The organism is Bordetella genomosp. 5 (assembly GCF_002261315.1).
GTDB lineage: Bacteria > Pseudomonadota > Gammaproteobacteria > Burkholderiales > Burkholderiaceae_B > Bordetella.
On record NZ_NEVP01000001.1, the window covers coordinates 474,362 to 494,756 of the forward strand.

Consider the following 20,395-nt stretch of genomic DNA (forward strand, 5'->3'; position numbering starts at 1 on the left):
AGCGTCCTCATGGCGACTTTCGGAGGAGACTGAAATGTCGGTTCTGTCCAAGCTGATCCTGGGCGTGTCCGCCCTGGCGTGCTGCAGCATCCCGTTGGCAAATGCCGCGGACAAGACGTATCCGGCCCGGGAGATACGCTTCGTCGTTCCCTGGAATGCCGGCGGCTCCAACGACATCGCGGCGCGCATGCTGCAACAGCTGATCAGCGAGCAGGGCGTGACGGTCGTGGTCGAGAACGCGCCCGGCGCCACCGGCGCGATCGGCATGACCAAGGTCGCCAACGCGGATCGCGATGGCTACACGGTGGGCATGGGGACGAGTTCCACGCTGGCGCAGATCGCACAGAACCTGACGCCGCTGCGCAACGAGCAGTTCACCCACATCGCGCGGGTGTCCACCGATCCGCTGATGCTGCTGGTGCCGGCCGACGGGCCCGCCACGCTCGAGGCCTTCCTGGCCGAGATGAAGAAGAATCCCGGCAAGGTTTCGATCGGCACGCCCGGCAACAACAACCTCAATCACATCTTCGCCGAAATGACGGCGCGCGCCGCCGGCGTGCCTTACGTCAACGTGCCCTACCCCGGCGGCTCGCGCGTGATCGCCGATCTCTCGGGCAAGCAGATCAACGCGGCCGTGCTCAAGCCCTCGGAGAGCAAAGGACAGATCGACGCCAAGCATGTGAAGCCGATCGCGGTGTTCGCCAACGAGCGGCTCGCGCTCTATCCCGACGTGCCGACCCTCAAGGAAAAAGGCTACGACGCATTCCCCTACGGGCCGCTGGTGCAGATGGCCTATGTGGTGGCGCCCGCGGGCATCCCCGATGACGTGCGCAAACGCCTGATCGAGATCTTCGACAAGGCCATCCAGAGCGAGAAATTCAAGACCTTCGCCACGCAGAACGGGTTCCTGGTCGACGACAAGACCGGGGCCGCGCTGGACAAGGAAGTGCAGGGGGTGCAAACCACCCTGAACGACGTCGCCAAGAAAGTATTCGTGTCCGCCAAATAAGCATCCTGGGAGCAAACAGTGAGTCAGATCAAGAAAGTCACCTGCCATGTCGTCAGCGCACCGGTCGAGCGGCCGTTCACGTCGTCGCGCGGCTGGCTCTACAAGCAGCGCGGCTCGTGCATCGTGGAGATCGAGACGGCCGACGGCATCGTGGGCTGGGGCGAGTGCTACGGGCCTTCTCAGGTGGCGCGCGCCTACATCGAGTCGCAGTATGCCGCCCGCATCATCGGGCGCGATGCGTTCGACGTGGAGGTCATCTGGGAAGACCTCTACAACCGCATCAAGGACTACGGCAACAAGGGCATGGCGATCTCGGCCCTGAGCGGCATCGACATCGCGCTGTGGGACATCATCGGCAAGAGCTGCGGCAAGCCGATCCACAAGCTGATCGGGGGCGCCTACCGCACCGAGGTGCAGTCGTATGCGACCGGGCTGTATTTCATCGATATGGACCGCCTTATCGAGGAAGCCGTGGAAGAGGCCCAGGGCTATGTGGCCGAAGGCTTCACCGCGATCAAGATGAAGATCGGCCTGGGCTCGCCCAAGCTGGACCTCGAACGTGTGCGTGCCGTGCGCGAAGCGGTGGGCGGCGATGTGCGCCTGATGGTGGATGCCAACCATTGCTTCACGGTGCCCGCCGCGATCCGCCTGGGCCGCGAACTCGAGAAGCTCGACGTGGAGTGGTTCGAGGAGCCGATCTCGCCCGAAGACCTCGACGGTTACGTGGAAGTGACGCGTGCGCTCGACATGGCGGTGGCCGGCGGCGAGAACGAATTCACGCGCTGGGGCTTCCGCGACATCGTGGCCCGCAAGGCCATGGATATCGTGCAGCCCGACGTGTGCGCCGCTGGCGGGATCAGCGAGTGCCGCAAGATCGCGACCCTGGCCGCCGCGCACGGCGTGGAATGCGTTCCGCACGCCTGGGGCTCCGCGATCGGCCTGGCCGCCACCCTGCACTTCATCGCCGCGCTGCCGGATCAGCCTCCGAGCTTCCGCCCGATGCCGCCGCTGCTGGAGTTCGAGCAATGCGAGAACCCCTTCCGCGACCTGCTCACCGAAGAGCCCATCGTGCAGCATCGCGGCGTGGTGCAGATCCCGACCGGCGCGGGGCTGGGCATCGAGGTCAAGCGCGAGATCATCGAACGCTACAAGGTGGCCTGATCCCATGAAGTTCGTGACGTTTGTCTGCGAGGACGGGCAGCCGCGTCCGGGGTTTCTGTCGGCCGGGGACAGCGAGGTGGTGGACGCGCGGCATGCCGACGGGCCGGCATGGGCCCGTGCCCTGCCGCCCGCGTTGATCGACTGGATCGACCTGGGCTTGCCGGCGCTGGCCGCGAAGCTGGTCGACAGCACCTATCCGCCGCAAGCCCGCCGGCCCGTGTCGAGCGTGCGGCTGCTGGCCCCGCTGCCGCGACCGGGCAAGGTGGTGGGCGCGGCCTTCAATTTTCATGACGCCCTGCGCGAACGCGGCATGGCACCGCCCGAGGCGCCGGTGCTGTTCGTCAAGTCCGGACGCACGGTAATCGGGCCCGGCGAGGCCGTGCGCCTCGCGCCGGACGTGGGCAACGTGACCTACGAAGCGGAACTCGGCGTGGTGATCGGCAAGACAGCGCTGCGGGTGAGCGCGGAGACGGCGATGGATCATGTCGCGGGTTATCTCATCGTGAACGATGTGAGCGCCACCGATATGGTGCGCGCCGACAAGGGCTTCGTACGGGGCAAGAATCAGCCCACGTTCTGCCCGGTCGGGCCCTGGCTGGTCACGCCCGACGAGATCGCGGATCCGCACGCGCAGCCCATCATGCTGGAGCTCGACGGCGTGGTGCGACAGCAGGGCACGACCGCCGATCTGGTGTTCGATATTCCCGCGCTGATTGCCCACGCATCGACGCAGATGCCGCTGGATCCGGGCGACATCATCGCCACCGGCACGCCGGCCGGCGTGGCCGCGAACCATGAACCTCCCGCGTGGCTGCGGCCGGGGGCGCGCATGCGCGTCGTCCTGCCGGGTCTGGGCACGCTGGATACCCCTGTCATCGAGGACCGCTAGCCGATGCCTGACCTGCCTGTCGTTGCCCTGACGTCTCCCATTCATCCCGATGCGCACGCGCGGCTGGCCGCCGAGTGCGAGGTGCGCGTGGCCGCGGGGCCCGATGCCGACGCATTGCGCGCGGTGGTGCGCGAGGCCGACGGACTCATCGTGCGCAACCATCTGCCCGAGGATATCTTCGACCACGCCCCGCGGCTGCGTGCCGTGATGCGCCACGGCGTGGGCCTGGACATGATTCCGGTGGAACGCGCCACCGCGCGTGGCATCGCGGTCGGCAATCTGCCGGGCTCCAATACCGCCGCGGTGGTCGAGTACTGCCTGGGCGCGATGCTGCAATTGCGCCGTGGCCTGAGCACCATGGACGCCGCGTTGCGCGGCCAGGGCTGGGCGCCCGCCCGCGCCATGGCCGATCGCGGCACCGAGCTGCGCGGCACCACCTGCGGCATCGTGGGGGTGGGCACCATCGGCGCGCAGCTCGCGGCGCTGTGCCAGGCGCTCGGCATGCGCACCCTGGGGCTCACGCGCCGTCCCGACACCCTGCCCGCCGGCGTGCAGGCCGCCGACCTCGCCACGCTGATGCGCGAGTCGGACGTGATCGTGCTGTGTTGTCCGCTCACGCCGCAGACGCGCGGCCTGATCGATGCCGACGCGCTTGCGCTTGCGCGGCCCGACGCGATCCTGATCAACGTGGCGCGCGGTCCCGTGGTGGTTACCGCGGCGCTGGCCGATGCGCTGGCGCGCGGTGCGCTGGGCGGCGCCGCGCTCGACGTGCACGACATTCAATCCCTGCCCGCGGACGCCGCGATCCTGCACGCGCCGCGCACGCTGCTAACGCCGCACGTGGCGGGCAGCACCGCCACCAGCATGCGCCGCATGAGCGATGGCGCGGTGGACGACATGCTGCGCATGCTGCGCGGCCAGGCGCCGTCCCATCCCGTGAATACCCCCTGATTCCTTTCGGAGCTCTCATGAAGATCATCGATATCAAGGCCGTCCCGATCTCTTTTCCGGTGCCGGAGAACCGCTCGGTGCGGCTGGGCATCGGCCGCAGCGTGAAGCGCGACGCGGTGCTGGTGCGCGTGACGACCGACGAGGGCGTGTCGGGATGGGGCGAAGCGCATCACGGCCGTTGCCCGGGCGCGATCGCGCGCCTAATCGACACCACCTTGCGCGAGCTGGTGCTCGGCATGGATGCGCTCGACAACGTCGGAGTGACGGCGCGCGTGCTCAAGATGCAGTTCGCCAGCCATGGCATGGGCGCGGCGGCGGCGCTGGCGTTGAGCGGCCTGGATCTGGCGCTGTGGGATATCCGCTCGCAGGTCACGCAGTGGCCGCTGTACCGCCTGCTGGGCGGATCGGCCAAGCCGGTGAAGGCCTACGCCGGCGGCATCGCGCTCGGCTGGCAGCCCACGCAGCAGCTGGTGGACGAGGCCCGCGGACTGGTCGAGCTCGGCTATCGCGCGCTCAAACTGCGGGTGGGCGATTCTCCCAAACGCGACGTGGAGCGGGTGGAGGCCGTGCGCAAGGCCTTTGGCGACGACATCGAACTGCTGGTGGACGCGAACACCGGCTACAGCTTGGATGATGTGCGCCGCGTGATGCCCGCGTTCGAGGCGCTGGGCGTGGGCTGGCTCGAGGAGCCCTTCCCGGCGCACGATCACGATGCGTATGCGCGCGCCGCGAGGCTGGGCCGCGTGCCGCTGGCGGCGGGCGAGAACCACTACACGCGTTATGAGTTCGGGCCGCTGATGCAGGCTGGCCACGTGACGGCGATCCAGCCCGATCTGTCGAAGACGGGGGGCGTCACGGAGGCCATGCGCATTGCGGCCATGGCGGCGGCGCTCAAGCTCAGCATCAACCCGCATACCTCGGCCACGGCCATCAACATGGCCACCAGCATCCATTACCTTTGCGGCATCGACAACCCCGGCTACTTCGAGGCCGACGTCACCGTGTTGAACCCCTTCCGCGACGAACTTGCCGACCGCCTGCCGTACGAGCTCGATGCCGACGGCTGCGTGCGGCCGCTCGATGGCGTGGGCATCGGTCTGCGCATCGACGAAGACTTCATCGCCAGGCATCCGCTCATCGAAGGGCCCTGCTACGTGTAAGGCCACATCGAGCGAGCGCCGCGCCGTTGCGCGGCGGCCCGCGGCCCGCCCGGCCGGCGCCCGGGCGGGCTTCGTCGCTCAGTCCGCCTTCAGTCCCGCTTCCTTGATGAGCGGCGCCCACTTCTTGCGCTCGCTCTGTGCGAACTGGCGCAGCTCGTCGGCGGAGCCGCCGGCGGGTTCGTGGCCCAGTTCGAGCAGGCGTTTGCGCACATCGGGTTGTTTGAGGATCTTCGCCAGCGCCTCGTTGAGCGTGGCGACGACGGCGGGCGGCGTGCCGCGTGGCACGTATACGCCATTCCATGCGATCACCTGAAAGCCGTCGACACCCTGGCCCGCCACCGACGGCACGCCGGGCAGCAGGGCCGATGGCTTGAGCGAGGTCACGCCGAGCGGGATGAGCTTGCCGCTATCGATGAAGGCGCGCGAGGCGCTCACGGTATCGACGGCCACGCCGACCCGGCCGCCGATGAGGTCGGTCATGGCGGTGCTCGAGCCCTTGTACGGAATACCGGCGATGCGCGTGGAGGTCTGCTTTTCGAGCAGCTCCAGCACCAGCCGCGCGGTGGTGCTCGGCAGCCCCACATCCACCGCGTCGGGCTTGGCGCGTGCCGCCGCCAGCAGGTCCTGCAGCGATTTGTAGGGCGAGCCCGGCGGCGTGAGCAACACCATCGGGAACGAGCTCACGAGGATCACCGGTTCGAAGTCCTTTTCGGGATCGAACGGCAGCGTGCTGTACAGATACTGGTTCAGGACATGGGTGCCGTTGGTGCCCATGAGAATGGTGTAGCCGTCGCCGTGGGCTCGGCCGACCTCGGCGGTGCCGATGTTGCCGCCCGCGCCGGGGCGGTTTTCGACGACGAAGGTCTGGCCCAATGCGCGGCCCAGATGTTCGGCCAGGAAGCGCGTCGCCACGTCCGTGCCCTGCCCGGCCTGATACGGCACGATGACGCGCACGGGTTTGCCGGGATAGGTGTCGGCCCACGCGGGCCGCAGGCAGGCCACGGCGGCCAGCAGCGCCGCGCTCAACAGTGATTTCATGATTTGTCTCCGGGTGGATGGATCAGGCTTTTTTGTTGTGCTACCCGCCGCCACGTCTAGGTGGCGGACGGCAAGGCGCCGCACGCGCGCAACTGCGCGATGCGGTCCGGGTCGTACCCGGCCTCCTGCAGGATCTCCTCGGTGTGTTCGGCGTAACGGGGGGGCGCGCGGCCCGGGGCGCCCGGCGTGCGGCAGAGTTGATTCGGCAGGCCCACGCCGTGATAGCCGTCGCCGTCGACGCGCATCGCGGCCGCATGCGGCTGCGCGAACGCCTCGGGCACGGTGTTGACCGGACCCGCCGGCACGCCCAGCCCCATCAAGGCCTGACACAGCCCCTGGCGGTCCCGGTCGCGCAGCGCCGCTTCGATCGCCTCGCGCAGACTGTCGCGATGCGCCAGGCGGCCTGCGTTGTGGGCGTAGCGCTCGTCGGCCAGCACCTCGGCCAGGCCGAGGTAGTCGCAGAATCGCCGGAACTGCCGGTCGTTGAGGATGCCGAGAAACACCGGGCCGTCGCGGCACTGAAACTTGTCGTACGGCGCGATGTTGGGATGTGCGCTGCCCAGCAGACGCGGCGCCTGGCCCGATTCCATCCAGTTGGCCGCATGCGGCACCAGCAGGCTGAGTGCCGTGTTGAAGAGCGTGGCCTCCACGCGCTGGCCGCGGCCGCTGCGATGGCGTTCGACCAGCGCCATCAGAATGCCGGTCATGGCGGTGTAGCCCGTCAGGTGATCCACGATCGGGATGCCGATGCGGGTGGGCCCGCAGGATGGCTCGCCATTCACGCTCATGAGCCCGCACATGGCCTGCAGGATGGCGTCGTAGCCCGGCAGGCCGCCCAGCGGCCCGGTGTCGCCGAAGCCGGAGATGGCGCAATAGATGAGGCGCGGAAAGCGCTCGGCCAGCGCCTGCTCGTAATCGAGGCCCCAGCGCGCCATGGTGCCGGGCATGAAATTCTCGACCAGCACGTCGGCGTCGTCGAGCAGGCGCAGAAGCACCTCGCGGCCCTCGGGGTGGGCCAGATCGAGCGAGAGCGCGCGCTTGCCCCGGTTGACGGCGCCGAAGTAGGCGGCGTCGCCCGAGGCCGCGAACGGCGGGCCCAGCGTGCGGGTCTCGTCGCCCGACGGCGGTTCGATCTTGATGACGTCGGCGCCATTGTCGGCCAGCATCTGCGTGCATAGCGGCCCGGCCAGCACGCGCGACAGATCGACGATCTTCAGACCGGCCAACGCGCCGGTCTGCGGTACGGAAGCTTCGGACATGGTCGCCTCCAAGCGATGGGCCCCGGCGCGAGCCGGGTGTCCGGGGCCCCGGCGATGCCGGGGCGTCCGCAAGACGCGGGTCAGCCGCGCGAAGGCAGCTCCACCACGCCGGTGCCGAGTACCGAAAGCTCGTCATCCTGGTTGCGCGCCTCCTGCTCGATCTCGACCAGGTGCTTGCCGTCTTCGATGTACTTGCGCTTGACCCGGCCCTTGAAGAACAGCATATCGCCCTCGGGGTTGTGGCGGCGGATCTTGCAATGCGATTTGCGCAGGAACCCGTCGTCGCCCATCCAGTTGGTGAGGTGATGCGTCAGCCAGGAGTTGCGTTCGGGACCGTAGTCGTAGGCGCCCGGCGCGCCGACCTCGAGCGCGAAGTCTTCTTCCCAGTGGACGCGCTCGGGCACGTCCGGAATGCCGAAGCGGTTGGTGATGCCCACGCCGGGGTGCGCGTCGATCAACTGCCACGCGATCTTGTTGGCGCGGATGTACAGGCCGCCCCAACCCTGCGCGAAGGCGATGAAGCCCGTGACGGTCATGGGGCCCTTGAACAGCACGGGCAGCTCCTCGCCTTCGGTCACGTCTTCCCAGTAACGCGTGTTGGCGCCGCGCACCTCTTCCTGCGCATAGAGCTTGTAGGCCTCGCGGATCTCTTCTTCGCTGTAACGGCGCGGCTCGCGCGCGCGCACTTCCTTGTATTTGCTGCCTTGCTCGCGGGCATGGTCGCGCTCGGTGCGGAAGCACCAGCTGTCGGCCTCGGCCACCTTGTCGCCCTCCTGGTTGAAGAAGTCGACGTGGTAGATCTGCTGCACGGCGCGGCCCGCGAAGCGGGTCTGGTGCTCGATCAGGTCTTTGAGATGGGCCTCGGTGGAGATCGTGTCGTTGCGGCGCACGGGCTTGTGCCAGGTCCAGTCGGCGCCCGACCACATCGCATGCACGCCGGGCAGGCCGCCCACATAACCCGACACGATGCGGCTGGTCGAGAAGAGAAAGCTCGGCAATGCCACGATGCCGCCGTAGCGCGTGCCCGCGGCGTATTCCGGATCGCACCACAGGGGGTTGTCGTCGCCGATGCCGTGCGCGTAATGACGGATGTTGTCGCGCGTGGCCTCGTAGCACCAGGGCTCGGCGGTGGCGCCGATCTTGACGCCGATGCGGTCGCGCAGCTCTTCGAGCCCGCGCTCGGTGATCTTGGGAAAACTTCTGGGCGTTTGCGTCTGGGTCAACATGATGTCTCCGTAGCGTTATTCGTCATTGCACGGCGGCGGCCGTGGCGGGGGATGCAACAACTTCCTGCTCACGCAATTTCTTGCGATGGATCTTGCCGGCCGGGGTCTTGGGCAGTTCGGCCACGAAGGCCACCTGACGCGGGTACTCGTGCTGGCTCAATTGGGTGCGGACGGCGTCCTGGATTTCCTGGATGAACTGCGCATCGCCGGGGCGGCGTGCCACCACGAAGGCCTTCACGACCTGGCCGCGCAGCGCGTCGGGCACGCCGATCGCGGCGGCCTCGGTCACGTCGGGATGCTTGAGGATGGCGTCTTCGACCTCGACGGCGCTGATGGTCCAACCCGCCGAGATGATCACGTCGTCGGCCCGCCCGCCATGCCAGAAGTAGCCGTCGTCGTCGACGCGGCCGAGGTCTTTGGTGGGTACCCAGGCGCCGCGACGCCACAGCTTGATTTCGCCGGTGACGCCCGGTGCGCAGGGCGCGCCGTGGGCGTCCTGCACTTCGACGCGCAGGCCCGGCACGGGCTTGCCCAGGGAGCCGGGCTTGACCGGAAAGTCGGGTGCGCCGGGGTAGTTCACCAGGCAAACGCCGATCTCGGTGGTGCCGTACATGCTGCAGGCCGGCCGGCCGAAGGTCTGCGCGACGAACTCGGCGGTTTCGCTGTCGATGGGCTCGCCGGTGAAAGAGAGCTTTTGCAGGTGGTAGCGGAACTGGGGCGCGGCGCCCGAGTTGCGCATCATGCGGTAGTGCGTGGCGGCCGCCGAGAGGTTGGTGAAGCGATGATCCTGCAGCGCGCGCAGCAGGCGCTCTGCCTGATATTTGCCGGCGTAGGCGCCGATCGTGACGCCGAGGGCGAGCGGCGCGAGCGTGCCGTGCCACAGGCCGTGACCCCAGGCGGGCGACGACGGACACATGAACCGATCGCCGGGCCGCACGCCGGTGCCGTAGAGCGTGGCGAGCATCAGCGTGACCAGCGCCCGATGCGTGTGCTTGACGGCATCGGGCAGCTCGCGCGTGGTGCCGGAGGTGTACTGAAAGATCGCCAGATCGTCGGCGCGCGTGGCGGGCGCGTAGTGATCGGGCAGGTGCGAAAGCCCCGGCAGAAAGCCGGCGTCGGCCACGATCACCTCGAGCCCGGGCAGGGCCGGTACCTGCGTCGCCTTCTCGGCGTTGGTGATGAGCAACCGGGGCCGGCAGTCTTCGATGCGCAGCCGGATGCCGTCGGGGCCGAACAGCGTGAAGAGCGGCACCGCGATGGCGCCGTGCTTGATGGCGCCGAACAGCGCGACATAGAACTCGCGCGACGGCTCCAGCATGACGGCCACGCGGTCGCCGGGTTCGATGCCGCGTGCGGCGAGGGCGTGCGCGAAGCGGGCGGAATCGCGTGCCAGCGCGTCGAAGCCGATCTCTTCGTCGGTGCCGTCGGCCTTCACCAGGATGATGGCGGGGCGATCGGCGCCGGCGTGGCGATCGATGCACTCGTGTGCGATGTTCATCTGCGCCTTGTCGCCGTCGAACAGCTCCCACAGTTTGTCGGGAGAGCAATGCGCCTGCGCATCGGCGTAACTGAGGTACTCCGTCAATCGGGTCATGACGTTATGGCTCCTCGTGCTGGTGAGGCTCACTTTGCGCGCCGGCCCGATAATTGTCAATAGCTTCCGTGAATTGTATATGTACAATGAGTCAAAATGCGTCGGGGTACGGTCGCGCCGGATTCCGGCGTATCCTGTGCCATCGACGAACGGAGATTCCTGCGCATGACTGAAGTGACCGAAGCCCGCGAGAAGCCCGGCCCGCGCATTCGAGAAGTGCCCGCGGTGACGCGCGCCATCGCCATCCTGCGTCTGCTCGGACGCGGCGGCGAGCCGCTCACCTTGAAAGCCATCTCGCAAGAGCTGGACATGGTCACCAGCACCTGCCTGCACATCCTGCGCGTGCTGGTGGACGAGGGGCTGGTCAAGGTCGATGCGGGTAGCAAGCGCTACAGCCTCGGCGTGGGCATGCTGACGCTGGCGCGCAGCGTGATCGAAAGCAGTCCGTTTCCGGCCTTGGCGCAGCCGGTGCTCGACCGCCTGTCACGCGATGCCAACGTGACCGCGATCGGCGTGGAGATCGCGGGCCAGGATCACATGGTGGTGCTGGCGCTGTCGCGCTCGCATGCGCCCTTCCGCCTGCACGTGGATGTAGGCAGCCGCTTTCCTGCGCTCATCAGCGCCACCGGCCGGCTGGTGGCCGCCTACGGTGGCATGAGCGATGCCGAAGTCGAACGCCGCTTCAAGGCGCTGCGCTGGGATCAGGCGCCCGATATCGATAGCTGGCGCAAAGACGTGGAGCAGGCGCGCCGCAAGGGCTACAGCATCGACCGGGGCAACTACATCGATGGCGTGACCGTGCTGGCCGTACCGGTGCTCGACAGCCAGGGCCGTCTGTCGCATTCGCTGGTGGCCGCGGCGCTGTCGACCCAGCTCGGCGCGGCCAAGGCGCAGTCGCTGGCCAAAGAGATGCAGCACGAGGCGCAGAGCCTGTCGCACATGCTGGCGGCGCGGAGTTGACGATGAGCGAACACACGCAACAACACGATGACGCCTCGGCAGGGGCGCGCGACGCATTGCGCGCCGCCGGCTGGGCGGAGCGCGAGGGAATGGGATTCTCGGCGCACGTGGGCCCGATCTGGTCGCGCCAGGAAGGCGACGCGTGGGCCTATGGACTGCTCACGGGTCCGCAGCATGCCAATCGCGCGGGACTCGTGCATGGCGGTCTGATTGCCACGCTGATGGATCAGGGGCTCAGTGCGATCGCCTGGGAAGCCATACAACGCCAGCCCTGCGTGACCGTGCAGCTGGACACACACTATTTGTCCGCGGCGCGGCCCGGGCAATTTCTCGAGGCGCGCGGACGCGTCACGCGGGTGACGGCGAGTCTGGTGTTCGTGCAGGGCGAGATCACGGCCGACGGACAGGCCGTGTCCAGCGGGGTGGCGATACTCAAGCGCATCCGCCAGCGCGGCTGAGCGGCGCGGGGGCCGGCAGGCATTGCGCCCACCGCCCAGCGGCTTGGCCGCTCAGCTGCGTTGCAGGTACGCCTTGACCTTCTCGACGGAGGTCCCGGCCTGGGTGACCGCGTCGCGCAGCGCGTCTGTCGATACGCCGAGCTCTTTGGTCCAGTAATCGACTTCCCATTGCTCGCGCACATTGATGCGGCTGCGGTCCTGCGGCCCGCGGTTTTGCAGATCGTCGCTCATGGCTCACTCCAGGGGTTGAGGAGCCGCCTTCATCGCAATCGCCGTGCCTGTTACATCGCCGTTGAAGTTGCCGCCGTGGAACGGACGCCGTGGAACGGACCCCGTGGAGCGGCCGCCATCGCTGAGACCACGCGGCGCGGCGGGCGGGAAGGCCCGACGAGCACGGCGCACCCCGCTCACCCCCGCCGCGCCGTCTCACGCCATCGTCATCAGGCTCGCGTTGCCGCCCGCCGCGGCGGTGTTCACGCTCAGGGCGCGCTCATGCACGAAGCGCTCCAGCGGCACCCGCGTTTCGCCCGGCGCGAGACCGGTCAGCGTCACGATCGCGCCCGGCCGGCGCGCCAGCTCGGCAAGCGTCGCCTGCAGCGCCGCCGCATCGCCGTGTTGCACGGCGGCGTCGAACGCGGCCTGGCTCGGATCGTGCGCCAGCGTGACGCGGGCACGCACCTCCTGCGGCAGGCGAGCGTAGAGCTGGGCGGCCTGCGCGTCGGCGCCAGGCCAGACGGCGCGGCTGCCGGCGGCCAGCACCGCGGCAAGCTGCGTGAGACGGTCGGCATCGGTGGCGGCGAGGCACAGCACGGCGTCGCGCGGCGTCAGGCGGTAAGTGTTGCGCTCACCGGTGGGGCCGGCCAGCTCGAACACGGCACCCGTGAACAGGGGCTGGGGCCGCGCCAGCGCCACACCCTGCGCCTGGCACCATTGCGCGAGCGCGGCGCAAGCGGCGGCGTCAAGCGTCCGATCCGGTGCCGCGCTCTGTGCCTGCACGGCAAAAGGCCGCGCGAGCGCGCGCTCGGGGCGTTCGGACAGCAGACGATAGAGATACAGCGGACCGCCCGCCTTCGGGCCCGTACCGGAGAGCCCTTCGCCACCGAACGGCTGCACGCCCACCACCGCACCCACGATGTTGCGATTCACGTAGACGTTGCCGGCATGCGCGCCGTCGACCACGCGTTCGATGGTCTCGTCGATGCGCGTGTGCAGACCGAGGGTCAGGCCGTATCCGGTGTTGCGGATGCGTGCGAGCAGGGCGTCGAGCTCGGCGCGGCGGTAGCGCACCACATGCAGCACGGGCCCGAACACCTCGCGCTCGAGCTCGGCGATGTCGTTCAGTTCGATCAGCGTCGGCGCGATGAAGGTGCCCTGGCGCGAGCTTGCATCGCGCTGGCACAGCTGATGCACCGTGCGGCCCTTGGCGCGCAGGGCATCGATGTGGCGTTGGATGCCCGCCTGCGCGTCGGTATCGATGACCGGGCCGACGTCGTTGGCGATTTGTTCGGGATTGCCCAGGCGCAACTCGGCCATCGCGCCCTTGAGCATCGTGATCAGTCGGTCGGCCGCATCTTCCTGGACGCACAGCACTCGCAGCGCCGAGCAGCGCTGGCCGGCGCTGTCGAACGCCGAGCTGACGACGTCCACCACCACTTGTTCCGTGAGCGCCGACGAGTCGACGATCATGGCGTTCTGCCCGCCGGTTTCGGCGATGAGCGGCACCGGCTGGCCGGCCGGCGTGAGGCGCTGCGCCAGCGTCTTCTGCAGGATGCGCGCGACCTCGGTCGAGCCGGTGAACATCGCGCCCTGGACGCGGGCGTCGCCGATCAACTGCGCCCCGACGGTCTCGCCGCGGCCCGGCAGCAGCTGTACGGCCGCACGCGGAATGCCGGCTTCCCACAGCAGGCGCACGGCCTGCGCCGCGATGAGGGGCGTCTGCTCGGCGGGCTTGGCGAGCACGGTGTTGCCGGCCGCGAGTGCCGCGGCAACCTGACCGGTGAAAATGGCCAGCGGGAAATTCCACGGACTGATGCAGGTGACCGGACCGAGCGGCGTGTGCGTGGCGGCGTCGAACTCGCTGCCGGCCTGCGCGGCGTAATAGCGCAGGAAGTCCACCGCTTCGCGGACCTCGGCGATGGCGTTGGCGTAGGTTTTACCGGCCTCGCGCACCAGGATGCCCATCAGGGGCACCATGTCCGCTTCCATCGCGTCGGCGGCGCGCAGCAGCGCCGCAGCGCGCTCGCTCGTGGCCGTGGCTGCCCACACCGGCGCGTAGTCATGCGCGGCGCGCAGCGCGGCGTCGGCCTCGGCGGCCGACGCTTCGCGCACGGCCCCGACCACGTCGCCATGGTCGGCGGGATTGATGACGGGCGCGCTGGTACGCAGCTCGCCCGCGAGGTCGCCGGCGGTCGCCTGCGCCAGCATCGGGCCGGCCTCGTAGGAGGCGCGCGACGCCGTGCGCAGCGTGGCGCTCAGCTCGGCCAGCGTCTGGTCGTTGGCCAGATCCAGGCCGCGCGAGTTGGCACGATCGATGCCATAGAGTTCGCGCGGCATGGGAATGCCCGGGTGCGACTCGCCGAGCGTGCGTTCGGCCTGCGCCAGTTGCTCGATCTGCGCCACGGGGTCCTGCACCAGCGCGGCGATCGGATAGTCGTGGTCGGCCACCTGATTGACGAACGACGTGTTCGCGCCGTTTTCGAGCAGGCGACGCACCAGGTAGGCCAACAGGGTTTCGTGCGTGCCGACCGGGGCGTAGATGCGGCAGGGGCGGCCGAGCTTGCCCTCGGCCACCGGGCCCACCACCTGTTCGTAGAGCGGTTCGCCCATGCCGTGCAGACACTGGAACTCGTATTGGCCCGCGTGATAGGTCTCGGGGTCGGCGAGCTCGTACACCGTGGCCAGCGTCAGGGCGTTGTGCGTGGCGAACTGCGGATACACCGCGTCGGGCGCCGCCAGCAGCTTGCGCGCGCAGGCGATGTACGACAGATCGGTGTAGGGCTTGCGGGTGTAGACAGGGTAGTCGTCCATGCCGTCGAGCTGGGCGCGCTTGATTTCGCTATCCCAGTAGGCGCCCTTCACCAGTCGCACCATCAGGCGCTGCCCGCTGCGGCGCGCCAGATCGATGACAAAGTCGATCACGTAGGGGCAGCGCTTCTGGTAGGCCTGGATCACGAAGCCGATGCCCTTCCAGCCTTGCAGCTCGGGCTCGAAGCAGAGCATCTCGAGCAGGTCGAGCGAAAGCTCCAGGCGGTCGGTCTCCTCGGCATCGATGTTCAGGCCGATGTCGTACTGCCGCGCGAGACGGGCCAGCGCGAACACGCGCGGATAGAGCTCGGTCATCACGCGCTGCACCTGGGCGCGGCTGTAGCGCGGATGCAGTGCCGACAGCTTGATCGAGATGCCCGGACCTTCGTACACGCCGCGGCCCGCGGCGGCGCGGCCGATGGCGTGGATCGCCTGCTCGTAATCGTTGTAATAACGCTGGGCGTCGGCCGCCGTGAGCGCGGCCTCGCCCAACATGTCGTAGGAATAACGAAACCCCTGGGCTTCGAGCGACTGCGCATGCGACAGCGCCTCGGCCATGTTCTCGCCGGTGACGAACTGCTCGCCCATCATGCGCATCGCCATATCCACGCCCTTGCGGATGAGCGGCTCACCGCCGCGCGCGATCAGACGCGTAAGCGCGTTGCCCATGCCGCCCTCGCTGTGCGTGGCGACCAGCTTGCCGGTCAGCATCAGGCCCCAGGCGGCCGCGTTGACGAACATCGACGGGCTCTGGCCCACGTGTTCTTTCCAGTTGCCGCGGCTGATCTTGTCGCGGATCAGCAGATCGCGCGTCGCGGTGTCGGGAATGCGCAGCAGCGCTTCGGCCAGGCACATCAGGGCGATGCCTTCCTGCGACGACAGCGAGAACTCCTGCAGCAGGCCCTGGACCAGACCGGCCTTGCCGCCCGCGCTCTTGCGGGTCCGCAGGGCGGTGGCGATGCGTGTGGCGAGCGCCTGGCTGCGCTCGGCCTGCGTCGGGTGCAGCCGGGCACGCTCCAGCAGCCACGCGACGGCAACCGGCTCGGGACGGCGCCAGGCCAGCGTGATGGCCGCGCGCAGGGGCGTCTGCTCCGCCAGCGGCGTGATGTGGGTAAAGCGCTCGGCGCGGGGGGAGGACGATACGGTATTCATGGAGACAAACATCTGACAATGCGAGGGGCAGGATGGCGCGGCCGGGGCTTGGAGCGGCCGGGCGCGGGGATGCCACGAATGACGAAAGCGATTGCGGGACGGGGGTTCGGAACGGCGGGGTGCCAGACGCGGGAAAGCCGGACATCCCGAGGGATGGCCGGCGGTCTTGCTGGCGTGAAGCGCAACGCGGGATCAGACGCTGTCGAGCTGCGTCCGGTCCACGGCCAGGGCCTCGGCGCGGGCCGCTTCCACGGCCTGAAGAAACACCGGCGCGCACAGGCCGGCGATCACGGTCGCCAGGTCCAGGTCGGCGTGGTCATAGGCGTGGCGCCCCGCGAGCAGGTTGAGCGAACCGATGACCTTGCCCTGGTGGCGAACGGGAATGTTGAAGGCGGAGTGCAGACCGCGCTCGATCAGGAACTCGGCCTCGGAGAACACCGTGCGCACGTCGTCTTCGGTGCTGGCCACGCTGAACTCGCCCTGGTCGAGCACCTTGCGCGACCAGGGGCCGTTGCCGGTGGCCTTGAAGCCGCCCAGCGGGCTGATGGTCTCGTCGTTGGTGTAGAGCCGGCGCATCAGGCGCAGGTCTTCGAGGTAGACGAGGGCCGTGAGCAGCTGGTAGCCGAAGGCCTGTTCGAGCAGGGCCGAGATCGCGTCCCACTGGCCTTCGCGCGTTTGCGCCAGGGCCAGCGAGCGGGCGTGCGCGGCCCAGGGCTGGAAGGCGGCGCTCATCCGTTGATTTCCTCGAGCACCACGCCACGCGTGTTTTTGCCGTAGAACAGAATGCCCAGGCCGCCGATCAGCAGGATGCACGTCATCATGGCGAACACGCCGCCGAAGCCGAGCACCGGGTAGGCCACGCCCACGATGGTGGGCGAAGCGATGGAGCCGATCCGGGCGAAGGCCGAGGCGGCGCCCATGCCGGTGGCGCGGATCGCGGTGGGATAGATCTCGGCGGTGTAGGTGTACTGACCCGCGATCACGCCGTTCATGCCGAAGGACAGCAGCATGCTGAGCAGGATGATCTGCGTTTCACCGGTGGCGAAGGCCAGACCCAGGGCGGCCAGGCACGACAGCAGCATGTACGCCAGGATGGTGTACTTGCGGCCGACCTTGTCGTTGAAATAGGCCGCCGAGAAGTAGCCCGGAATCTGCGCCAGGTAGATCAGGATGGTGTACGAGAAGCTCTTGGTGATCGTGAAACCGCGCTCGACCAGCAGGCTGGGAATCCACACCAGGAAGGCGTAGTAGCAGAACAGCACGGTGATCCAGAACACCCACACCAGCACGGTGGTGCCCAGGTAGGTCTTGGAGAACAGCGTGGCCAGCTTCTGCATGGCGGTCTGCTGCGGCTGCGCGGACACGGGCTGCTTGCGGGTCGAGACCGGCGGGGGCAGCGGGCGACCAATGTGCTTCTGCACGTCGTTTTCGATCGCGGTGCAGATGCGGTCGGCCTCGGCGGTCTGGCCGGTGTGTTCGAGCCAGCGCGGCGATTCGAACAGCGACTTGCGCCACCACAACAGGAAGATCACCGGCACGGAGGCGATGATCATGATCCAGCGCCAGCCATCTTCGCTCATGGGCACGATGAAGTAGCCCAGCAGCGCCGACATCACGAAGCCGAACGAAAAGAAGCCGGCCAGCGCGCCGGTGAAGCGGCCGCGGTATTTGCTGCCTACGAACTCGGCGAGATACGGCGCAATGATGGCGCCTTCGGCGCCCATGCCGATACCGGCGATCATGCGCAGGATGTAGAACTCGTGATAGTTGCGTGCGAAGGCATTGATGAAGGTCGCCACGCAGAACAGCATCAGGGCGTACAGCATGACCCGCTTGCGGCCGTAGCGGTCGCCCAGAATGCCGGCGAACAGGGCGCCGACCAGGAAGCCGACGTAGGTGCTGCTGGCGATCCAGCCGATTTCACCGGTGGTGAGGCCCCACTGCGTGCGCAGCGACGGGATGATGAAGGCGATGATGCCGGCGTCCAGGGCCTCGAAGGCGAGACCCAGGCCGCCGATCAGCAGCAGCTTGAAGTGAAAGCGGCTGAAAGGTAGCCGCTCCAGGCGTTCCGAAACGGAAAACATGGGGTAAGTTCCGAGAAAATTGAGGGAGACTTCAGCAGTCGTTCTTGTGCAGCAGGCCGCGGTTGACGATCAGCTTGATCGACTCGGGCTGCGTGAGCAGCGCGATGTCGTCCAGCGGATTGCCGTCGATCAGCAGCAGGTCGGCGTGGGCGCCCTCCACCACTTCGCCCAGCAGCCCTTCCTGGTTCAGGATTTCGGCGCCGATCAGGGTTGCCTGCTGGATCACCTTGGCGTTGCCCAGCACGCTGGCGCGCAGGGTGAGCTCTTCGGACTGCATGTAGTGCGTCTCGCCCAGCAGATCACTGCCGTAGCCCATCTTCACGCCCACTTCGTCGAGGATCTCGAGCGCGCGCAGGCCGTGCGTGCGCACCGTCGCGATCTTCTTCACCGAGTCCAGCGGCAGGCCGTAGCGCTCGCCGTCGTTGGCCAGGCCCTCGTAGGTGATGAGCGTGGGCACCATGTAGGCGTTGTGTTCTTTCATGACCTGCGCGGCGTCGTGGTCGACCAGATTGCCGTGCTCGATCGTGCGCACGCCGCAACGCACGGCGCGCGTGATGGCGCGCGGCGTGTAGGCGTGGGCCATGACATAGGTGTTCGCGTTGTTGGCTTCTTCGACGATGGCGACCAGCTCGGCCTCGGAGAAGCCGAGGTTCTGGATCGGATCGTTGGGCGAGGCCACGCCGCCGGAGGCCATCACCTTGATCTGCGTGGCGCCCTTCATGATTTCTTCGCGCACCGCGAGGCGGCAGTTGTCGACGCCGTCGACCACGCGGCCGATGTTGCCGATCTTGACCGAGCACGGGCAGGGATCGAGTTCGTCGTTGCGCTCACGGAAGTCGCCGTGGCCGCCGGTCTGCGACAGGGCCTTGCCCGAGCAGAACAGGCGCGGGCCATCGATGAGGCCGGAGGTCACGGCCTCGGCCAGTGCCCAGTCGGCGCCGCCCGCGTCGCGCACGGTCGTGAAGCCGCGGTCGAGCATGCCTTGCATGATGGGCAGGGCGCGCAGCAGCGCCAGCGCATTGGGCATGGCGGCCACGCGGCCGAGGTTGAACGACGATGCGACCACGTGGACGTGGCAGTCGATCATGCCGGGCATGAGGGTCTTGCCGCCGGCGTCGATCACGTCGGCGTCGGGGTGAGCCAGCTCGTCGGAACTGATGCGGGAAATCATCCCGTCTTCGAGCAGCACGTTCGATGGGCCATCGAGGACGAGTGTCCGGGTGTTGAGGATCCTGCAGTTTTTGACGATAACCGGCTTCATAAATCAACCACGTAAATGCGTTGCCAAGGCGTGAAAAAAATGGCAGTGCGAACTCTACCGGTACAATCCGGGGGTCCGATACCGGGTCTCCCCTTATGTGTTCGACACAATTAAGAAGGCCCCTATGACCTTTACTCATACCCTGCGATGAGACGTCGCTGCCCTACCATTTCCGAGCTGAACGCCTTTACGGCCGCCGCGCGCCATTTGTCGTTCTCGAAGGCCGCCAAAGAGCTGTTCGTGACCCAGAGCGCCATTAGCCGGCACATCGCCACCCTGGAAAATTATCTGGGTCATACCCTATTTCTTCGGACGACGACCGGCCTGCAGCTCACCCGCATGGGCGCCACCTATCTGAGCCTGATCCGTCCGGCGCTGCACACGCTGGAGAGCGCGACGTCGCAGGTGATGACCACGCAGCAATCGGCCAAGTCGCTCAACGTGTCGGCGGCGCCGACGTTCGCGGCGCAGTGGCTGTTTCCCCGGCTGCGCGTGTTTCGGGAGGTGCATCCGGACATCTCGGTGAACTTCGTGCGCTACAGCGTGGCCGATTACAAGAGCACCGAATTCGATTTCGATGCCTCGATCCAGTACGGCTATGGCGATTGGCCGGACGGCACCGCCACGTACCTGACCGGCCGCGAGACCCGCGTGGTGTGCTCGCCCGACTATCTTGCGCAGCAAGGCATTCAGAGCCTGGAAGACCTGCGCCGCTGCACGCTGCTTCAGCACATCGAGATTCCGCTGTCCTGGGAATATTGGTTTTCGACCTATGCCGGCGAGTTCGACCGCTCGCGGTTCGGGCCGGGCTTCAGCCTGTTTTCGATGATTATCCAGGCCGCGTCGTCCGGTTTCGGCGTGGCGCTGATCCCGGACTGCCTGATCGAGAAAGAGCTCGAAAACGGCATCCTGGTCGATGTATTCGGGCGTACCTTCGAGAGTCCGCTCGGCTATTACCTGTGCGCGCCCAACTGGCGCAGCAACATGGAAAGCTACGACCTCCTGAGCGAGTGGCTCTCGCACGAGTGTTCGCATCCGGCCGGCGCGCTCGCCTCCGCCGGCAAGACGCTCGCGGTCACGCCCGGGCCGGCCGGCCGGAACCCGCCCGCGAGCGCCCTCGATTGCATCTACTGCAAGGCGGGGAGCGCGCCGGCCGCCTGAAGCCGGCG

The 20,395-nt window shown here is 67.8% G+C and carries 17 protein-coding genes; 8 read left to right on the forward strand and 9 right to left on the reverse strand.

Features of this window, described 5'->3' with window-relative positions:
* The first annotated feature begins 34 nt into the window (after positions 1 to 34).
* From CAL25_RS02195 to CAL25_RS02215, 5 genes are read left to right on the forward strand one after another with little or no spacing between them, the layout of a single operon-like run.
* Positions 35 to 1,009 carry a Bug family tripartite tricarboxylate transporter substrate binding protein gene (locus tag CAL25_RS02195; RefSeq protein ID WP_094798298.1) on the forward strand — a complete coding sequence of 325 codons (975 nt, stop codon included), beginning with the start codon at positions 35 to 37 and terminating at the stop codon, positions 1,007 to 1,009.
* 18 nt (positions 1,010 to 1,027) lie between these two features.
* Positions 1,028 to 2,170, forward strand: a complete 1,143-nt coding sequence (locus CAL25_RS02200) for a mandelate racemase/muconate lactonizing enzyme family protein (protein ID WP_094798299.1) — start codon at positions 1,028 to 1,030, stop codon at positions 2,168 to 2,170.
* A 4-nt stretch (positions 2,171 to 2,174) separates the two neighbouring features.
* Positions 2,175 to 3,059 carry a fumarylacetoacetate hydrolase family protein gene (locus CAL25_RS02205; RefSeq protein ID WP_094798300.1) on the forward strand — a complete coding sequence of 295 codons (885 nt, stop codon included), beginning with the start codon at positions 2,175 to 2,177 and terminating at the stop codon, positions 3,057 to 3,059.
* A gap of 3 nt (positions 3,060 to 3,062) precedes the next feature.
* The gene (locus CAL25_RS02210; RefSeq protein ID WP_094798301.1) at positions 3,063 to 4,010 is read left to right on the forward strand and encodes an NAD(P)-dependent oxidoreductase; all 948 of its coding nucleotides are present in this window, start codon (positions 3,063 to 3,065) and stop codon (positions 4,008 to 4,010) included.
* Between the two features lie 17 nt (positions 4,011 to 4,027).
* Positions 4,028 to 5,170: a mandelate racemase/muconate lactonizing enzyme family protein gene (locus tag CAL25_RS02215; protein ID WP_094798302.1), complete on the forward strand. Its 1,143-nt coding sequence runs from the start codon at positions 4,028 to 4,030 to the stop codon at positions 5,168 to 5,170.
* 78 nt (positions 5,171 to 5,248) lie between these two features.
* Here the strand turns inward: CAL25_RS02215 and CAL25_RS02220 are convergent, their stop codons facing one another.
* The 4 genes from CAL25_RS02220 to CAL25_RS02235 form a co-directional block, all read right to left on the reverse strand.
* Positions 5,249 to 6,208 (reverse strand): Bug family tripartite tricarboxylate transporter substrate binding protein, encoded by a 960-nt coding sequence (locus tag CAL25_RS02220; protein WP_094798303.1) that lies wholly within the window; start codon positions 6,206 to 6,208, stop codon positions 5,249 to 5,251.
* Between the two features lie 56 nt (positions 6,209 to 6,264).
* Positions 6,265 to 7,467: a CaiB/BaiF CoA transferase family protein gene (locus tag CAL25_RS02225; RefSeq protein WP_094798304.1), complete on the reverse strand. Its 1,203-nt coding sequence runs from the start codon at positions 7,465 to 7,467 to the stop codon at positions 6,265 to 6,267.
* 80 nt (positions 7,468 to 7,547) lie between these two features.
* Positions 7,548 to 8,693, reverse strand: a complete 1,146-nt coding sequence (locus CAL25_RS02230) for an FAS1-like dehydratase domain-containing protein (protein ID WP_094798305.1) — start codon at positions 8,691 to 8,693, stop codon at positions 7,548 to 7,550.
* A gap of 22 nt (positions 8,694 to 8,715) precedes the next feature.
* The gene (locus tag CAL25_RS02235) at positions 8,716 to 10,287 is read right to left on the reverse strand and encodes an acyl-CoA synthetase (protein WP_094798306.1); all 1,572 of its coding nucleotides are present in this window, start codon (positions 10,285 to 10,287) and stop codon (positions 8,716 to 8,718) included.
* 165 nt (positions 10,288 to 10,452) lie between these two features.
* Between CAL25_RS02235 and CAL25_RS02240 the strand changes: the two genes are divergently transcribed.
* Together CAL25_RS02240 and CAL25_RS02245 are read left to right on the forward strand one after the other, a co-directional pair.
* Complete coding sequence (locus CAL25_RS02240; RefSeq protein ID WP_094798307.1) at positions 10,453 to 11,247, forward strand: IclR family transcriptional regulator; 795 nt, start codon at positions 10,453 to 10,455, stop codon at positions 11,245 to 11,247.
* Between the two features lie 2 nt (positions 11,248 to 11,249).
* The gene (locus tag CAL25_RS02245; RefSeq protein WP_094798308.1) at positions 11,250 to 11,705 is read left to right on the forward strand and encodes a PaaI family thioesterase; all 456 of its coding nucleotides are present in this window, start codon (positions 11,250 to 11,252) and stop codon (positions 11,703 to 11,705) included.
* A gap of 51 nt (positions 11,706 to 11,756) precedes the next feature.
* Here the strand turns inward: CAL25_RS02245 and CAL25_RS02250 are convergent, their stop codons facing one another.
* The 5 genes from CAL25_RS02250 to CAL25_RS02270 form a co-directional block, all read right to left on the reverse strand.
* Positions 11,757 to 11,936, reverse strand: coding sequence for a DUF3606 domain-containing protein (locus CAL25_RS02250; RefSeq protein ID WP_094798309.1), 180 nt, complete (start codon positions 11,934 to 11,936; stop codon positions 11,757 to 11,759).
* A 195-nt stretch (positions 11,937 to 12,131) separates the two neighbouring features.
* A complete protein-coding gene (gene putA, locus CAL25_RS02255; protein ID WP_249278916.1) occupies positions 12,132 to 15,881 on the reverse strand; it encodes a trifunctional transcriptional regulator/proline dehydrogenase/L-glutamate gamma-semialdehyde dehydrogenase in 3,750 nt (1,249 codons plus the stop codon).
* 192 nt (positions 15,882 to 16,073) lie between these two features.
* The gene (locus CAL25_RS02260) at positions 16,074 to 16,613 is read right to left on the reverse strand and encodes a GAF domain-containing protein (RefSeq protein WP_094798311.1); all 540 of its coding nucleotides are present in this window, start codon (positions 16,611 to 16,613) and stop codon (positions 16,074 to 16,076) included.
* Entirely contained in the window at positions 16,610 to 17,965 is a 1,356-nt protein-coding gene (locus tag CAL25_RS02265; RefSeq protein WP_094798312.1) for an MFS transporter, read from the reverse strand. Before CAL25_RS02265 ends, CAL25_RS02260 begins: the two co-directional genes overlap by 4 nt.
* A 31-nt stretch (positions 17,966 to 17,996) precedes the next feature.
* Positions 17,997 to 19,226 (reverse strand): metal-dependent hydrolase family protein, encoded by a 1,230-nt coding sequence (locus CAL25_RS02270; RefSeq protein WP_094798313.1) that lies wholly within the window; start codon positions 19,224 to 19,226, stop codon positions 17,997 to 17,999.
* Positions 19,227 to 19,403: 177 nt separating this feature from the next.
* On the opposite strand from CAL25_RS02270, the gene CAL25_RS02275 reads away from it, so the two are divergent.
* Entirely contained in the window at positions 19,404 to 20,387 is a 984-nt protein-coding gene (locus tag CAL25_RS02275) for a LysR substrate-binding domain-containing protein (protein WP_094798714.1), read from the forward strand.
* The last annotated feature ends 8 nt before the right edge of the window (positions 20,388 to 20,395 follow it).

What these genes read in the sequence shown, in the direction of transcription:
- CAL25_RS02195 (WP_094798298.1), top strand. Translation starts at nt 35, where the DNA reads ATGTCGGTTCTGTCCAAGCTGATCCTGGGCGTGTCCGCCCTGGCGTGC.
- CAL25_RS02205 (WP_094798300.1), top strand. Translation starts at nt 2,175, where the DNA reads ATGAAGTTCGTGACGTTTGTCTGCGAGGACGGGCAGCCGCGTCCGGGG.
- CAL25_RS02210 (WP_094798301.1), top strand. Translation starts at nt 3,063, where the DNA reads ATGCCTGACCTGCCTGTCGTTGCCCTGACGTCTCCCATTCATCCCGAT.
- CAL25_RS02215 (WP_094798302.1), top strand. Translation starts at nt 4,028, where the DNA reads ATGAAGATCATCGATATCAAGGCCGTCCCGATCTCTTTTCCGGTGCCG.
- CAL25_RS02220 (WP_094798303.1), bottom strand. Translation starts at nt 6,208, where the DNA reads ATGAAATCACTGTTGAGCGCGGCGCTGCTGGCCGCCGTGGCCTGCCTG.
- CAL25_RS02225 (WP_094798304.1), bottom strand. Translation starts at nt 7,467, where the DNA reads ATGTCCGAAGCTTCCGTACCGCAGACCGGCGCGTTGGCCGGTCTGAAG.
- CAL25_RS02230 (WP_094798305.1), bottom strand. Translation starts at nt 8,693, where the DNA reads ATGTTGACCCAGACGCAAACGCCCAGAAGTTTTCCCAAGATCACCGAG.
- CAL25_RS02235 (WP_094798306.1), bottom strand. Translation starts at nt 10,287, where the DNA reads ATGACCCGATTGACGGAGTACCTCAGTTACGCCGATGCGCAGGCGCAT.
- CAL25_RS02240 (WP_094798307.1), top strand. Translation starts at nt 10,453, where the DNA reads ATGACTGAAGTGACCGAAGCCCGCGAGAAGCCCGGCCCGCGCATTCGA.
- CAL25_RS02245 (WP_094798308.1), top strand. Translation starts at nt 11,250, where the DNA reads ATGAGCGAACACACGCAACAACACGATGACGCCTCGGCAGGGGCGCGC.
- CAL25_RS02250 (WP_094798309.1), bottom strand. Translation starts at nt 11,936, where the DNA reads ATGAGCGACGATCTGCAAAACCGCGGGCCGCAGGACCGCAGCCGCATC.
- putA (WP_249278916.1), bottom strand. Translation starts at nt 15,881, where the DNA reads ATGAATACCGTATCGTCCTCCCCCCGCGCCGAGCGCTTTACCCACATC.
- CAL25_RS02260 (WP_094798311.1), bottom strand. Translation starts at nt 16,613, where the DNA reads ATGAGCGCCGCCTTCCAGCCCTGGGCCGCGCACGCCCGCTCGCTGGCC.
- CAL25_RS02265 (WP_094798312.1), bottom strand. Translation starts at nt 17,965, where the DNA reads ATGTTTTCCGTTTCGGAACGCCTGGAGCGGCTACCTTTCAGCCGCTTT.
- CAL25_RS02270 (WP_094798313.1), bottom strand. Translation starts at nt 19,226, where the DNA reads ATGAAGCCGGTTATCGTCAAAAACTGCAGGATCCTCAACACCCGGACA.